The sequence below is a fragment of the Variovorax sp. V93 genome, assembly GCF_041154485.1.
GTDB lineage: Bacteria > Pseudomonadota > Gammaproteobacteria > Burkholderiales > Burkholderiaceae_C > Variovorax > Variovorax beijingensis_A.
The window spans coordinates 838,491-852,210 of record NZ_AP028670.1 but is presented as its reverse complement, the minus strand read 5'-3'; the positions used below and the strand labels follow the sequence as shown (position 1 = coordinate 852,210).

The following is a 13,720-nucleotide window of genomic DNA, read 5'->3' as shown; positions in this document are numbered from 1 at the left end:
GTTCAGACAATCTCGACCTGCAAGGCGTCGAGTCCTTCGATGCGGCCTGTGAGCCGGTCGCCGCGCTGAACCGGGCCGACGCCTTCGGGGGTGCCCGTGAAGATCAGATCGCCGGGCAGCAGCCGGTACTGCTTCGACAGCTCGCTGACGATCTCGTGAACGTTCCAGATCATCTTCTCGAGCACCGAGTCCTGCCGCACGGTGCCGTTCACCGCGAGGCTCAGCGCCCCCGAACGGACGTGGCCGACCTGCGCCACGGGATGGATGGGCCCGCAGGGCGCCGAATGGTCGAACGACTTGCCCTGCTCCCACGGCAGGCCGCGCTTGTTGCACTCGCGCTGGCGGTCGCGCCGCGTCATGTCGAGTCCGGCGGCATAGCCGAAGACATGGTCCAGCGCGGTCTCGGGCGCCACGTTCGAAGCCTCGCTGCCCATGGCGACGACAAGCTCGAATTCGAACTGGAAGTCGTCCGTGAGCGTCGGATAGGGCACGCGCCCGTCCGTCACCACGGCGTCGGCGGGCTTCTGGAAGAAGAACGGCGGGTCGCGCTCGTCGCCCTCCTTCATCTCCCGGATGTGGGCCAGGTAGTTGCGTCCCACGCAATACACGCGCCGCACGGGAAAGCGCCGATCGCTGCCGACGATGCCGATGGAGATGGGGGAGACCTGCAGGGCTTCGGCCGCTTGCGCGACGTCGATCGTGGTGTTGAGTGGCATGAGGTTCTTCTCTATGGAAGGTTGGAATGGGAGGAACTAGAGTCTAGAAACTACCTTCACCCGCCTCAATGCACAGGCTTGCGCAAAGATGTGCAATCCTTGCGATCCTGCATCCGGCCCCTCTCATGCAAACAGCCACCCTTTCCGACGATCCGCTGCCCACTCGCTGTGCCCCTGCCATCCGCAACTACACGATGGCCGCGCGGGCACAGCGCGCCTACTTCGGCATCCACGACCAGAGCAACTGCCTGCCGAACCCGGTTCCGCACCGGCACGAGTATTTCCAGATCTACGTCAACACCCGGGGCGAGACACTGCACTACATCGGCGGCAGCCAGCGGCCCATCAGACCCGGCACGGTGAGCTTCGTGCTGCCGTTCCTGGCCCACTACATCCCCAACGCGGCCGATGGCGTGTTCCACGTCATCAACATCAGCAAGGACTATCTGCTGCCGTCGCTGGACCTCGACGTCTTCGAGCTGTCGGAAGTGCCGCTTTCGCGTGCGCCCGAACTCGCGCCATTCCGCTTCCAGCATTGCCTGGATTTCCGTTTCGACGCCGCCGATACCCAGCACCTGCAAGACCTGTGCGAACGCATGGCGCAGGAGGCGCAGCGGCCCCCAGGCGAAGCAACCGCAAGCCACTTGCTGATCCGCAGCCATCTTCTCAACCTGATCGGCATGGTGTGGCGGCGCTACGGGGAAGAGTTTCGGCTCTGCGAAGCCCAGGGGATGGCGCTGCAGTCGTACAAGCAGGCCGTGCTGCGCTGCATCCGCCACATCACACAGAACCTCGCGCAGGAACTGACCCTGGCCGATGCGGCGCGGGCCAGCCATGTGTCGGCAACCCACCTGTCCCATCTCCTGAAGAGCGAAACCGGCAAGACTTTCCTGGAGCTCGTGACCGAACGGCGGATCGAGCGGGCGAAGACGCTGCTGGCCTTTACCTCGGCCTCGGCCGCTGAAATCGGGGAAAGCACCGGCTTCGGCGAGCCCACGCACTTTGCGCGGCGTTTCCGGCAGATCACGGGCTCCACGCCTTCAGCCTACAGGCGCCGCTTCCAGCGGGAGGGAGCCCGGACTTGGGATGCGTGATCGCGACCTCTGTCGCGGCAGTGGCGCGCCTCTTGCCGGGCACGGCCCTCGAGCTGGTCACCTCGGTACGGTCCAGGAGGTCCGCGAGTCCGGGCGGCAGGTTGAGCCCGGGCAGCTCAGGCGGGCGAAGCCAAGGCCGATGAGCGCGCGCTCGCAGTGGATCGTTGCTGCATGCATGGATGCACTCCATTCGCGCGGCCCCGTCGATGGAGGACCGGATGGCCGCGTCTTTGGTTGCTACTCTTGCGGCTCCAGCGCCATGGGCGGCGCAACGGCGACCTTCTTTCGGGCCTGCAGCACGAACGAAACCACCTGCCACACGACGAAGACGCCGATCAGGCTCAGCAAGGTGCCGCTGATGGGACGCGACACGAAAGTGCCGAAGCTTCCGCGGCTCAGCAGCATCGCGCGGCGGAAGTTCTCCTCGAGCATCGGCCCGAGGATGAAGCCGAGCATCAGCGGCGCGGCGTCGAGCTCGAGCCGCATGAACATGTAGCCCATGAAGCCGAACGCGGCGGTGATGAACACATCGTCCAGGTTGTTGTTGACGCTGTAGGTGCCGATGCAGCAGAAGAACAGGATCGACGGGAACAGCACGCTGTACGGAATCTTGAACACCGACAGCCAGTAGCGCACCAGCGGCACGTTCAGCACCAGCAGGAACACGTTGCCGATCCACATGCTGGCCACCAGGCCCCAGAACAGCTCCGGATGGCTCGCGATCATGTTCGGCCCGGGCTGGATGCCCTTGATGATGAAGGCCGCCAGCATCAGCGCCATCACGGCGTTCTCGGGAATGCCGATGCTCATCAGCGGGATGAAGCTCGTGCGCGCCGCCGCTTCGTCGGCTGCGGCCTGGCCGGCCACGCCCTCGATGCAGCCGGTGCCGATCTCGTGCTTGTACTTGCTGACCTTCTTGTCCAGCGCGTAGGCCGCGAACTGCGCGATGGTGGGGCCGCCGCCGGGCAGGATGCCCAGGAACGAGCCGACCACGCTGCCGCGCAGCGCGCTGGGGATGATCCGCTTGAACTCGGCCCAGGTCGGAATGAGGTTGATCTTGCCGTTGAAGGGCGAGCGTTCCTCGCGGGAGTCGAGGTTCTTGGTGATCTCGGCAATGCCGAAGCAGCCGAGCGCGATGCTCACGATGCCCACGCCGTCGGTCAGGAAGGGCATGTCCATGGTGAAGCGCGCCATGCCGCTGTTCACGTCGGTGCCGATGGTGCCGAGCAGCACGCCGATCATGCACATCGCCAGGCCGTTCAGCAGGCTGCCGGTGGTGACGAAGCTCACGCACACGAAGCCCACCAGCATCATCGCGACGTAGTCCGCCGGGCCGAACAGGAAGGCGACCTCGCCCAGCACGGGCGCAAGGAACGACAGCACCAGGATCGAGACCGTGCCGCCGATGAAGCTGGAGAAGCCGGCCGTGAACAGCGCCAGGCCGGTCTTGCCCTTGAGCGTCATCGCGTAGCCGTCGATGCAGGCCACGATGCTGCTCGCATGCGGGATCTTCATCGTGATCGCGCTCACGCTGTCGCCGTACTGCGCACCGTAGTAGATGCCCGCCAGCATGATCAGCGCACCGGTGGTGGGAATGGAATAGGTCAGCGGCAGCAGCAGGCTGATGGTGGCCAGCGGCCCCAGGCCGGGCAGCAGGCCGACCAGTGTTCCCACCGTGCAGCCGATGGCGCAGTACATCAGGTTGTGCCAGGTCAGGGCGTGCGAAAAGCCGAACGCCAGGTTGTTCAGGACTTCCATCGTCGTCTCCTCAGAACAGCGGCAGGTTGAGGCCGAGGAGCTTCTGAAGCGCCAGCGCCATGGCGATCAGTCCGGCCGAGATCTTGAGGTTGCGCACCCAGGAGTTCGAGCTGCCGGCAAAGGCCGAGCAGAACACCATGAAGACGATGCCCGCGATCATGTTCAGGTACATCGAGATCAGCGCGAAGCCGCACAGGCTCGTGAGGATGAGCGCGATGTTCTTGAAGTGCAGGTCCAGCTTCACCGGCTCCACCAAGAACGAGCGCACGACGGTCGACACGCCGATCAGCAGCAGCAGGCCGCTCACCATGGCGGGGAAAAGACCCGCGCCGGCGCGGCTCAGGTCTCCGATGGGGTAGCGAAGCGCCGTGAGGCCGAAGGCCAGCGCGATTGCCATGAGGAAGAGTCCCCTGACAAGATTTCTGTTTCTCATACGTTCCCGATGTATTGAGGGTTGTCGAACGCAACCGGCGCAGGTGGACTCCGCCCGGGCTTGTCTCCATCCGGATGGAACTCCGGACGGTCACATGGTCTTGCGCCGAGCTGATCGCAATCTGACGAGAAGCTGAGGGGAACTACGTACCGCGATGGGGTCTCTGCTAGCATGCCCTTGCCGGGAAAACAGCCTCCCGGCCTGCACAACCAGACGGTGTCCCGTCCAAGCGCTGGCAACCCGTGATGGAGCCATCCGTGGACACCGCCCTGCCTGATACACCCCCCGCACACGCCATGGAGCCCCGCCCATGAGCGCGGCGCCATCGCCTTCGCCGCGCACCGGACTTGCGCGCCTGCTGCCCGCAGGCGTCAGCGCCGATGCACTGCCCTTGCTCGCCGCGCGGGGGCTGCGCGCCTTCGGCGACGGCTACATGGCGGTGCTGCTGCCGGCCTACCTGCTGTCGATCGGCCTGGGCACGCTGGAAGTCGGCATCGTCAGCACGGCGACCATGCTGGGCTCGGCCCTTGCCACGCTCGCGGTGGGCGCCTGGGGCTACCGCTTCGCGGGCGGGCGGCTGCTGCGCGGCGCTGCCTTGCTGATGGCCGCCACCGGGCTGGGCTTTGCGGGCCTGTCCTCGTTCTGGCCGCTGCTGGTGGTCGCGCTGGTCGGCACGCTCAATCCGAGTTCCGGCGACGTCAGCGTGTTCCTTCCGCTCGAGCACGCGCGCCTTGCGGCGGCGGCGCAAGGCCATGCCCGCACCGCGCTGTTCGCGCGCTACAGCCTGCTGGGTGCCTTGTGTGCGGCCATGGGTGCGCTCGCGGCCGCCGTGCCGGACTGGCTGGTTCGGCACAGCCACTTCGCGCGGCCCGACGCGCTGCGCGGCATGTTCGCGGTCTACGCCGCGATCGGGCTCGCCGTCTTCTGGCTCTACCGCAAGCTGCCCGACCACGCCGGCGTCCACGAGGCGGGCAGCGCACCCGTGGCACCGGCACCCCTCGGGCCGTCGCGCCGCGTGGTGGTGCGGCTGGCGGCGCTCTTCAGCGTCGATGCCTTTGCCGGCGGACTGATGGTCAATGCGCTGATGTCGCTGTGGCTGCTGGAGCGCTTCGGCTTCTCGCTGACCCAGGCCGGCGTGTTCTTCTTCTGGACCGGCCTGCTCGGCGCTGCGTCGCAGCTTGCCGCCCCCGTGGTGGCCCGGCGCATCGGCCTGCTCAACACCATGGTCTTCACGCACCTGCCCGCCAATGTCTGCCTGGTGCTGGCCGCGCTGGCGCCGAGCCTGCCGATCGCGCTCGGCCTGCTGATGGTGCGCAGTGCGCTGTCGTCGATGGACGTGCCCACGCGCACGGCCTACGTGATGGCGGTCGTGACGCCGCCCGAACGCAGCGCCGCGGCGAGCTTCACCGCCGTGCCGCGCAGCCTGGCCGCGGCCATCAGCCCGACGCTCAGCGGCGCGCTGTTCGCGGCCGGATGGATCTCGCTGCCGCTCGTCGCCTGCGGGCTGCTCAAGATCTGCTACGACCTCGCGCTCTGGCGCGCCATGCGGCGGGACCGGCTCGACGCGGAGTGAAAACCGGCATCGCCGGCGACGCGCCCTAGTCGCGCCGGCGCTCGGCCCCGCTGTCGCGGTAGTGGCGCGCCTTTTCCTCGTACATCGCGCGGTCTGCGCGCTGCAGCGCCGCATCGAGCAGGTCGCCGGCCTCGCAGGTCGCCACGCCGACCGCGAGGCTCAGCAAGCGGCCGCTCTGGCCCGCATAGAACTGGTTGTTCAGATCGAGCATGGAGGCAATGCGGTCGCGGATCGCCTCCGCCCCGCGCTCGTCCGTCTTCGGCAGCACGACCGCGAATTCGTCGCCGCCGATGCGCGCGGGCCAGCCGGGCTCGTCGACCGCCTTGCTCAGCACCTCGCCCACGCGCCGCAGCAGCGCGTCGCCGGCGGCGTGTCCTTCCTCGTCGTTGACGGGCTTCAGGCCGTTCATGTCGATCACCAGCACCGACACCGGCCACGGCCCCTTGCGCGACAGCCGGTTCAGCTCTTCCGAGAAGAAGGCGCGGTTGCGCAGCTGCGTCAGCACGTCGTGCTTGCCCAGGTATTCGAGGTAGGCCTCGGCCTTCTTCCTGGCCGTGATGTCGATCAGCGACACCAGCACGAGGTCCCAGGTGGCGAGCCGGTCCTCGAGCACGGCGAACTGCATGTGGATGTTGAGCAGGTCGCCCGTCAGCGCGTAGTTGATGACCTCCCGCTGCTGCAGCATCTTGCCGTTCCAGAGGTCCTGCAGCTGCTCGGCGAAGGAGTCGTGCATCTCGTCGCGGAAGATGTCCGAGATGTTCTCCAGCAGCTCGTCCTTGTCGGCCGCGCCGAACATGCGCAGGGTCTCCCGGTTGACGTCGATCACGCGGATCTCGCGCATGCAGCGCGTGATGAACTCCGGGTGCACCTTGATGAAGGTCGTGAAGTCGCTGATGCCGCGCCTGCGCACGTCATCGAGCAGGATCTTGACCGCGCTGAAGTCCTCCACCCACAACGACACCGGCGAACGTTCGAACAGCTCGCGCGCATAGCGCTCGCTCTCCAGGCGCAGCCGCTCGGCCTGCACGCGCTCGGTGATGTCGTCCAGCGACACCAGCACGCGGTCCCACGTCGCCTCGTGTCCGGGCAGCACCTGCACGCGCACATGCACGTCGAGCCGGCGGCCGTCCAGCGCATAGTTGACCGTCTGGTTGCCGAAGCCGAGATTGCCGCGCCAGAGCTGGTCCAGCTCGTGGATCACGGGAGCGGTCATGTCGTCACGGAAGATGCTGTCGAGCCGGGACAGCAGCTCGGCCTGGCTCTGGGCACCGAAGAGAGTGAGCGTGCTCTGGTTGACGCTCAGCACCTTCAGCTGCGCCATGCAATCGCGCACGCGCTGCGGTTCGGCATTCAGGTGGGCCACCAGATCCACGACGCCGGCGCTGCGCCAGGCGTCGAACAGCTGGCGCAGCCCGCTGTAGTCCTCGAGCCAGAGCGACATCGGCGCAAACTCGAACAGCGATTCGTAGTCGGTGGAGGAGGGCATGGGTTTTCCTTCGTGCGCGGGATTGTGCCCGCAATGATGCACTCCCCGGCCGGCTGAAGCCTCAGCCGCATTCCTGGAAGCGCTTGCATTCGGCGGTGATGCGGATGGACGTCAACGTGTTCTCGCCGTCGATGTACCTTGCGGTGAACCTCACCCATGAACCCTCCGCAACGCCAGCCAACAGCGTCCGGTCCCTCACCCTGAATCTCTGGACCGTGAAAGGAAGCTTGGCCCTTGGTAGCAGCTTCAGCCGGACATACAGCTTGCCGTCGGCCTCCTGGCTGGCGGAGACGAAGCGCGCATACGTGGTCACCGGCACTGCTTCTGCAGCGGCTTCGGCCGGCCGCGGCTCCGCCGATTGAGCGGCCGCTCCATCCACGGTGGCGAGGCCCAACGCAGTCATGAGGACGAAGCGCAGCATGTTCGTGGAGGAAGTGAAGTTGCCGGGATTCTGCCAAACCCGTCCCACTGCCGGGCGAAAATCGCCTGTGCCCCAGTCCGTCCTCCCGCCTTGCCCGAACCTTCAAGCTCTCTCGTGACATTCACCGAACTCCAGGGCTTCATCCTCACGCGCCACTGGCGTGACGCGCCCGCCGGCACGGAGATCGAGTACTGGCTGGCCACCGATGCGGGACCGAGGAAGGTGGTCCTGACCTCACGGCGCAGCGTCGCGTTCGTCGCCACCCGGCACAGGGCGGCGGTCCAGGCCCACCTCGCGGCCATGCCGGGCGTGCAGCTGCGCGAGCTCGCGCTCAAGACCTTCCAGCAGGAAACGGTGCTCGGTGTCTATGCGACGCACTTCCGCCAGCTCGGCCGGTTGGCACGCACCCTCCAGGCCCAGGGCATTCCCCTGCTCGAAGCCGACGTGCGCCCGCACGACCGCTACCTGATGGAACGCTTCATCACCGCCGGCGTGCGGGTGGAAGGAGGGCGGGCAGCGCACGCCACCATCGTCGACTGCAAGCTCAGGCCCGCGCCCGAATACCGCCCCGTGTTGAAGGTCGTGTCGCTGGACATCGAGACGAGCCAGCACGAAGCGCTCTATTCCATTGCGCTGGACGGCACGCCGGAGCGTGTCGTCTTCATGCTGGGCGAACCGCCGCCGGAGCCGGGCGGGCCCATGGATTTTTCGCTCGTCTACTGCCCGTCCCGCAAAGCCATGCTCGATCAGCTCAACGATTGGTTCGAGCGCAACGACCCCGACGTCATCATCGGCTGGAACGTCATCCAGTTCGACCTGCGGGTGCTGCAGAAGACCGCCGACGACTGCGGCGTGCAGCTCCTGCTCGGGCGGGAGCGCCGCCCCATCGAGTGGCGCACCCATCCGGGCAAGCAGGGCTACCTGTTCGCGCCGACACCGGGCCGGGTCGTCATCGACGGCATCGACGCACTCAAGGCCGCGGTGTGGAGCTTCCCGTCCTTCAGCCTCGAGACCGTCTCGCAAGCGCTGCTCGGTGAAGGCAAGTCCATCGGCGACGCGTACGACAAGATGGCCGAGATCGAGCGGCGCTACCAGGAAGACAAGCCCGCGCTCGCGCGCTACAACATCCGCGACTGCGAGCTGGTCCTGCGCATCTTCGACAAGGCGAAGCTGCTGCAGTTCATGATGGAGCGGGCCCAGACCACCGGCCTGCAGGCCGACCACTTCGGCGGCTCCATTGCCGCGTTCAGCCACCACTACCTGCCGCGGATGCATCGGCTGGGCTACGTGGCGCCGAACGTGGGCGAGATTGCGAGCAAGGCCTATCCCGGCGGCTACGTGATGGACTCGAAGCCGGGGTTCTACGACTCCGTCGTGGTGCTGGACTACAAGAGCCTCTACCCTTCGATCATCCGGACCTTCCTGGTCGATCCGGTGGGCCTCGTCGAGGGCTCGAACGCCGGCGAGCCGGCCGGGCTCGTCAAGGGCCCGCAGGGCACCGTCTTCTCGCGCGACAGGCACTGCCTGCCCGCGATCGTGACCACCCTCTGGCGCGCCCGGGACGAGGCCAAGCGGGCGAAGAACGAGCCGCTGTCGCAGGCGCTGAAGCTGCTCATGAACTCCTTCGCCGGCGTGCTGGGTGCGTCCGAGTGCCGGTTCTTCAACCCCAAGCTGGTGTCCGCCGTCACGCTTCGCGGGCACGAGATGATGAAGCTCACGCGCGAATTCGTGGAGCAGCGGGGCTACGAAGCCATCTATGGCGACACCGACTCCATCTTCGTCTGGCTCAGGCGCGCCCACACCAACGAGGAGGCGCACGCCGTCGCGGCCAGCCTGGCGGCCGACATCAACGGCTGGTGGACGCGCACGCTGCGCGAGGAACAGGGCCTGGAGAGCTTTCTCGAAATCGAGGTCGACACCCACTACAAGAAGTTCTTCATGCCCACCATCCGCGGCTCGGAGATCGGCAGCAAGAAGCGCTACGCAGGCCTCAGTGTGGATGCCGCGGGCCAGGAGGAGATGGTGTACCGCGGCCTCGAGATGGCGCGCAGCGACTGGACCCCGCTCGCGCGGCAGTTCCAGCAGGGCCTGCTGTCACGCATCTTCCAGGGCGAGCCCTACAAGGCGTTCGTCACCGACTATGCGCGGTCGACGCTGGCCGGCGCCAAGGACGACCTGCTCATCTACCGCAAGCGTCTGCGCCATCGGCTCGACGCCTACCTGGTCAACGTGCCGCCGCAGGTCCGGGCCGCGCGCATCGCGGACGAACACAATGCCCGGATCGGCCGGCCCATGCAATACCAGACGGGCGGCTGGATCGAATACGTCATGACCCGAAACGGGCCGGAGCCGCTGGAAACCCGCCACTCGCGCATCGACTACGAACACTACCTCACCCGGCAGCTCCAGCCGATTGCCGACGCCATTCTTCAGCCCATGGGAGAAAGCTTCATGGCCTTGACGACTTCGCAACGCGGGCTCTTCTAGACCGCCATGGCCGACGATATTCATCCCGATAATGCGATCCTTTGTCCGGATCCAGAAAAAGATGAGTGCCGCAGATTTCCTTTTCTCCCCCGAGGTGCAGAAGCTCTTGAAGCTCGTCTACGCGGCGCCCGACCAACCGTTTGCGCCGGACGAGCTCGCCCGGCGTTCGAAGCTCGATCCCGCCGATGCGGCGCGCACCCTGGAACACCTTGTCGGCAGCGGCATCCTGAAGAGGCAGAAGCCGAAGGCGGACGGGTCCGACATTCTCACGCTCGACCGCTCGTTCGTCTTCCACGATGAACTGCGCAGCATCGCGCTGAAGTCGTTCGCCGCCGCCGAACCGCTGCGCTCGATGCTGCGCAGCAAGTTCAAGGATTCGGTCCTGCGTGCCTTCCTGCTGGGAGAGGACAAGGACGGCACCGTGGAGCTCCTGGTCGTGCACGGCCAGTCGATACCCGATGAAGCCGCCATGGCAGCCGCCTGCCAGAAGCTGTCGAAGACCATCCACCGTCACCTGAAGGTGCACGTCATATCGAACCACAGGTTCAACAGCCTGGCGGTGCGCGACCCGCTCGCGTCCAAGCTGGCAGCGGCTGGCGCGCTCGAGATCATCGCGCTCGGAGACACCAAGGCCCAACCGCCCGTCGAGCGGGTCGGCCTCCTGCAAAGCGCGAAGAAGAAGCTGGCAACGCTGTCCCGCCCGTCCTCCTGAGCCGGGATCGATTCAGGCATGGACGCCGGCGCTCGACGGCCCGCCTACGTGGTGTAGTCGCCGGTCGCCTCGGGCTGAAAGAGGATCGCCGCGACTTCCGCGGCGCATGCCTCTCCGTTCGGGGCTTGCCACCTGGCGGTGTCTCCCACCTTCAGGCCGAGCAGGCCGGTTCCCACCGGCGACAGCACCGAGATGAGGCCGGCCGCGGGCCTGGCCTCTTCGGGATAGCTGATGGTCAGCGTCTGCCGCCGACGCGTGTGCGTGTCGACGATCTCGACGCGCGAGCACATCGTCACGATGTTGCCGGGCACGGCCCTCGAGCTGGTCACCTCGGCACAGTCCAGAAGATCCGCAAGGCTGGGCGGCAGGTTGAGCCTGGGCAGCTTGTTCAGGCGGGCGAAATCAAGTTCGGTGAGCGTGCGCTCGCCGTGGATCGTTGCATGCATTGACGCACTCCATTCGTGCGGACCCGTCGATCAACGACGGTGGCCGCGGACGCGCGGAACTTGTGCCCGGCGGTGGATGGTTGCGCTGAAAAGAAAGGAAGAAAGGAAGCGACCGCCGGGCCTAGAAATGTGCGGGCGGTGGCCTGCGGCCCGCCTTCAAGGTCGCGCGTGCACGCGCACACGCCGCTGCGGCAAGCAGCGCCGCGCCGGTGCGGGCGAGGACGAGGGGAGTCGACATGCTGCGTAGTCTATTCAGCGTGTTGTGGCGGGGCAAGCAATGCCCTCAGGGTTCTTGCCGGATTGCCCTTGGTCCTGGTTCGAGGAGGTCGCTAACGCCGCACCCCGCTCAGACCATGGCGGTCTCGCCCGAAGCCGCCTGCACCGGAATGTGCGCGCGCTCTTCCTTGATGCGGTTGGCCCCGTCCACGAAAACCAGCTTGGGCTTGTAGCCCGCCACCTGGTCCTCGGGCACCAGGCCGAACGCCGCGATGATGATCAGGTCGCCTACCGAGGCCCGGCGTGCGGCCGAACCGTTGACCGAGATGATGCCGGTGCCGCGCTCGCCGCGGATCGCGTAGGTGACGAAGCGCTCGCCGTTGTTGATGTTCCAGATGTGGACCTGCTCGTTCTCGGCCAGGTTGGCGGCGTCGAGCAGGTCTTCGTCGATGGCGCAGGAGCCTTCGTAGTGCAGTTCGCAGTCGGTGACGGCAACGCGGTGGATCTTGGACTTGAGCAGGGTACGGAACATGAGCGGACTCTTTCTCTTTGCGAAAAGGTGGTCGGACCGGCGTCCCTCGGCGAGCACGGCGGAACGAAGGGTGCCGCACGCGCGGCGGCCGTAGGATAGCCCGATCCTCACCGAGCGATTTTCGCGGTCCTTGCCTCGCCCGATATGTGGGCGAGCTGGTAGCCCTGCCGGTAGATGCCGCGCAGCACGAATCCGTTCTCTTCACGCAAGTCCAGCTTCTTTCGCACTTTGGTCGCGCAGACATCCACGGTTCGCGTGCCGAGCCTTGGCTTGCTTTTCCAGACCCTCGTCAGCAGCCACTCGCGGGGCAACACTCGGCCAATGTTGCGAAACAGTTCCAGCGCAAAAGTCCACTCGAGCTGCGTGAGATGGATTTTGCGGCCGCGGAACTCGACCGAAATGGATTCAGGGCAGAACTTGTAGTCCTCCCAGGTCATCTCGCCCTCCAGCCAGCCTATCTGGCCCGGAGCATCCTGCTTTTTCAGGAGCGCCTGGATGCGCCACTCCAGTTCCTGGACCCTCGTCTGCAGGACGGCGAAATCCATGATGTCGTCCCAGGAGGCTTCCAGGGTCTGGGACGAGAGGAGCTTCCACTGCGCTTCTTCCACGACCAGGAGCGTAGGTATGCGGAATTTCCTGCATACCTCGGGAAGCCCCTTGTACTGCGACGGATCATGCAGCGTAAGGAGTAGCAGGTTGAATCGCTGCCCCATGCAGAACGCAATCAGGAAATCGGCAGCGTTGGTGAAAAGGATGGGTTGATATCCCAGCGCTACCAGTTCGTCGTGCAGGGCATTGATGCGTTCGTTCGTTGTGCCCAGGAGCGCGACCGACAAAGGGCATTCAGCTGGTGTCGTCATTGCTCCTCTACTCTCACTGGCTTGTTCACGATTTCTATCGGAGCGGTAGCTCTAACTATTAAAAAGAAGACACAAAGGCTATTCAACAAAAACAAGGTGGCAAAGGTACAAACGCACGGAACCGCTCTGCATTGACTGGAAGATGACTCGCAGTGCGGCGCGAATGATGGACAGTGCAATCTCGTGGCCTTTGTAAACAAGGATGGGTTGTTTCACTGTGCAATACCTTCTCGAAGAAAACGGCAAATAAGCAGACTAGCCATGCATGCAGTCCGCTCCAAGGAAATGCCTGCCCAGTAGCGCATCGTCCATGACTAAACGTGCGTACTTGATTGCGACAAGCGCTGTTGATAACCATTCCATGCCGAGCAACAAGCGTACTTGCGCTAGTGGTCAATCTGGCTGCACTGAGAGGCTTCCGTCGCCTATGAATGCACCACACATCTGAATACGCTCGTTACAGGATTCGTGTCCATGCAGGGAGGGCCGGCAAAGCCGGCCGATGGGTGCTTCGGAAATCCGCTTCGTCGCATCACCGCTCCAAGAGAGTGGTTGGTGGGTGACGGCGCGCACAACCGTTTTCTTCTTTGGCGCAGTTCGCGCCGCTCCCTGTGTTCATTTCGATCCCCGAGGTCGCCGCTGCGTTTATCGAGCGCAGGCATGAGGCCTCGGTTTTCCCGCGCCTGCAAGGCATCGAGATCAACAGGGAGTTTCATGACCATGGCTGCAAGAACCACGAACGGGAAGGTGCGGGAAAGCGTCGCCGTGTCGGAGGACGGGATCCCCGCGTCCGAGACATTTGGCGTGCGAACGCACCTGTCAATTCCGATCGTCGCCTAGGGCGGATTCGCCGGCCGCTCATAGCTGCGATCGGCGCCGCGCGCGCGACATCCGCTTCCCCAATCCCCACCCTGGCATGTCACGCCAGCGATCACCTCTCAAGTCCTCTTTTCATGAACAAGTCATATCGGTCAATCTGGAATGAA

General features: G+C 65.4%; 12 protein-coding genes. 4 read left to right on the top strand and 8 right to left on the bottom strand.

Features of this window, described 5'->3' with window-relative positions; genetic code table 11:
- Positions 1-2 precede the first annotated feature (2 nt).
- Positions 3-716 (bottom strand): fumarylacetoacetate hydrolase family protein, encoded by a 714-nt coding sequence (locus ACAM54_RS30055; protein ID WP_369651311.1) that lies wholly within the window; start codon positions 714-716, stop codon positions 3-5.
- Between the two features lie 68 nt (positions 717-784).
- Between ACAM54_RS30055 and ACAM54_RS30050 the strand changes: the two genes are divergently transcribed.
- Positions 785-1,810 (top strand): helix-turn-helix domain-containing protein, encoded by a 1,026-nt coding sequence (locus tag ACAM54_RS30050; protein ID WP_369651312.1) that lies wholly within the window; start codon positions 785-787, stop codon positions 1,808-1,810.
- Positions 1,811-2,047: 237 nt separating this feature from the next.
- Here the strand turns inward: ACAM54_RS30050 and ACAM54_RS30045 are convergent, their stop codons facing one another.
- Entirely contained in the window at positions 2,048-3,568 is a 1,521-nt protein-coding gene (locus ACAM54_RS30045; protein WP_145747070.1) for a tripartite tricarboxylate transporter permease, read from the bottom strand.
- Positions 3,569-3,578: 10 nt separating this feature from the next.
- Entirely contained in the window at positions 3,579-3,965 is a 387-nt protein-coding gene (locus ACAM54_RS30040; RefSeq protein ID WP_209503064.1) for a tripartite tricarboxylate transporter TctB family protein, read from the bottom strand.
- A 346-nt stretch (positions 3,966-4,311) separates the two neighbouring features.
- Here ACAM54_RS30040 and ACAM54_RS30035 point away from each other — a divergent pair, with 346 nt between their 5' ends.
- Complete coding sequence (locus ACAM54_RS30035) at positions 4,312-5,574, top strand: MFS transporter (RefSeq protein ID WP_145747068.1); 1,263 nt, start codon at positions 4,312-4,314, stop codon at positions 5,572-5,574.
- Positions 5,575-5,599: 25 nt separating this feature from the next.
- Here the strand turns inward: ACAM54_RS30035 and ACAM54_RS30030 are convergent, their stop codons facing one another.
- A complete protein-coding gene (locus ACAM54_RS30030; protein ID WP_369651314.1) occupies positions 5,600-7,060 on the bottom strand; it encodes a diguanylate cyclase in 1,461 nt (486 codons plus the stop codon).
- A gap of 61 nt (positions 7,061-7,121) precedes the next feature.
- Entirely contained in the window at positions 7,122-7,481 is a 360-nt protein-coding gene (locus tag ACAM54_RS30025; RefSeq protein ID WP_369651315.1) for a hypothetical protein, read from the bottom strand.
- 114 nt (positions 7,482-7,595) lie between these two features.
- On the opposite strand from ACAM54_RS30025, the gene ACAM54_RS30020 reads away from it, so the two are divergent.
- A complete protein-coding gene (locus tag ACAM54_RS30020) occupies positions 7,596-9,968 on the top strand; it encodes a DNA polymerase II (RefSeq protein ID WP_369651316.1) in 2,373 nt (790 codons plus the stop codon).
- 61 nt (positions 9,969-10,029) lie between these two features.
- On the top strand, positions 10,030-10,680 hold the full coding sequence (locus ACAM54_RS30015; RefSeq protein WP_369651317.1) for a hypothetical protein: 651 nt from the start codon (positions 10,030-10,032) through the stop codon (positions 10,678-10,680).
- Positions 10,681-10,724: 44 nt separating this feature from the next.
- Here ACAM54_RS30015 and ACAM54_RS30010 read toward each other — a convergent pair whose 3' ends face one another.
- From ACAM54_RS30010 to ACAM54_RS30000, 3 genes are all read right to left on the bottom strand, one after another.
- Positions 10,725-11,126: a GreA/GreB family elongation factor gene (locus tag ACAM54_RS30010; protein ID WP_369651318.1), complete on the bottom strand. Its 402-nt coding sequence runs from the start codon at positions 11,124-11,126 to the stop codon at positions 10,725-10,727.
- A 346-nt stretch (positions 11,127-11,472) separates the two neighbouring features.
- On the bottom strand, positions 11,473-11,874 hold the full coding sequence (panD, locus tag ACAM54_RS30005; RefSeq protein WP_047784860.1) for an aspartate 1-decarboxylase: 402 nt from the start codon (positions 11,872-11,874) through the stop codon (positions 11,473-11,475).
- A 107-nt stretch (positions 11,875-11,981) separates the two neighbouring features.
- On the bottom strand, positions 11,982-12,734 hold the full coding sequence (locus ACAM54_RS30000) for a winged helix-turn-helix domain-containing protein (protein WP_369651319.1): 753 nt from the start codon (positions 12,732-12,734) through the stop codon (positions 11,982-11,984).
- Between the last annotated feature and the right edge of the window lie 986 nt (positions 12,735-13,720).

Excerpts from the sequence above, each read along its gene's own strand:
- ACAM54_RS30040 (WP_209503064.1), bottom strand. The coding sequence starts at position 3,965 with ATGGCAATCGCGCTGGCCTTCGGCCTCACGGCGCTTCGCTACCCCATC.
- ACAM54_RS30025 (WP_369651315.1), bottom strand. The coding sequence starts at position 7,481 with ATGCTGCGCTTCGTCCTCATGACTGCGTTGGGCCTCGCCACCGTGGAT.
- ACAM54_RS30015 (WP_369651317.1), top strand. The coding sequence starts at position 10,030 with ATGAGTGCCGCAGATTTCCTTTTCTCCCCCGAGGTGCAGAAGCTCTTG.
- ACAM54_RS30030 (WP_369651314.1), bottom strand. The coding sequence starts at position 7,060 with ATGCCCTCCTCCACCGACTACGAATCGCTGTTCGAGTTTGCGCCGATG.
- ACAM54_RS30055 (WP_369651311.1), bottom strand. The coding sequence starts at position 716 with ATGCCACTCAACACCACGATCGACGTCGCGCAAGCGGCCGAAGCCCTG.
- ACAM54_RS30000 (WP_369651319.1), bottom strand. The coding sequence starts at position 12,734 with ATGACGACACCAGCTGAATGCCCTTTGTCGGTCGCGCTCCTGGGCACA.
- ACAM54_RS30050 (WP_369651312.1), top strand. The coding sequence starts at position 785 with ATGCACAGGCTTGCGCAAAGATGTGCAATCCTTGCGATCCTGCATCCG.
- ACAM54_RS30045 (WP_145747070.1), bottom strand. The coding sequence starts at position 3,568 with ATGGAAGTCCTGAACAACCTGGCGTTCGGCTTTTCGCACGCCCTGACC.
- panD (WP_047784860.1), bottom strand. The coding sequence starts at position 11,874 with ATGTTCCGTACCCTGCTCAAGTCCAAGATCCACCGCGTTGCCGTCACC.
- ACAM54_RS30035 (WP_145747068.1), top strand. The coding sequence starts at position 4,312 with ATGAGCGCGGCGCCATCGCCTTCGCCGCGCACCGGACTTGCGCGCCTG.
- ACAM54_RS30010 (WP_369651318.1), bottom strand. The coding sequence starts at position 11,126 with ATGCATGCAACGATCCACGGCGAGCGCACGCTCACCGAACTTGATTTC.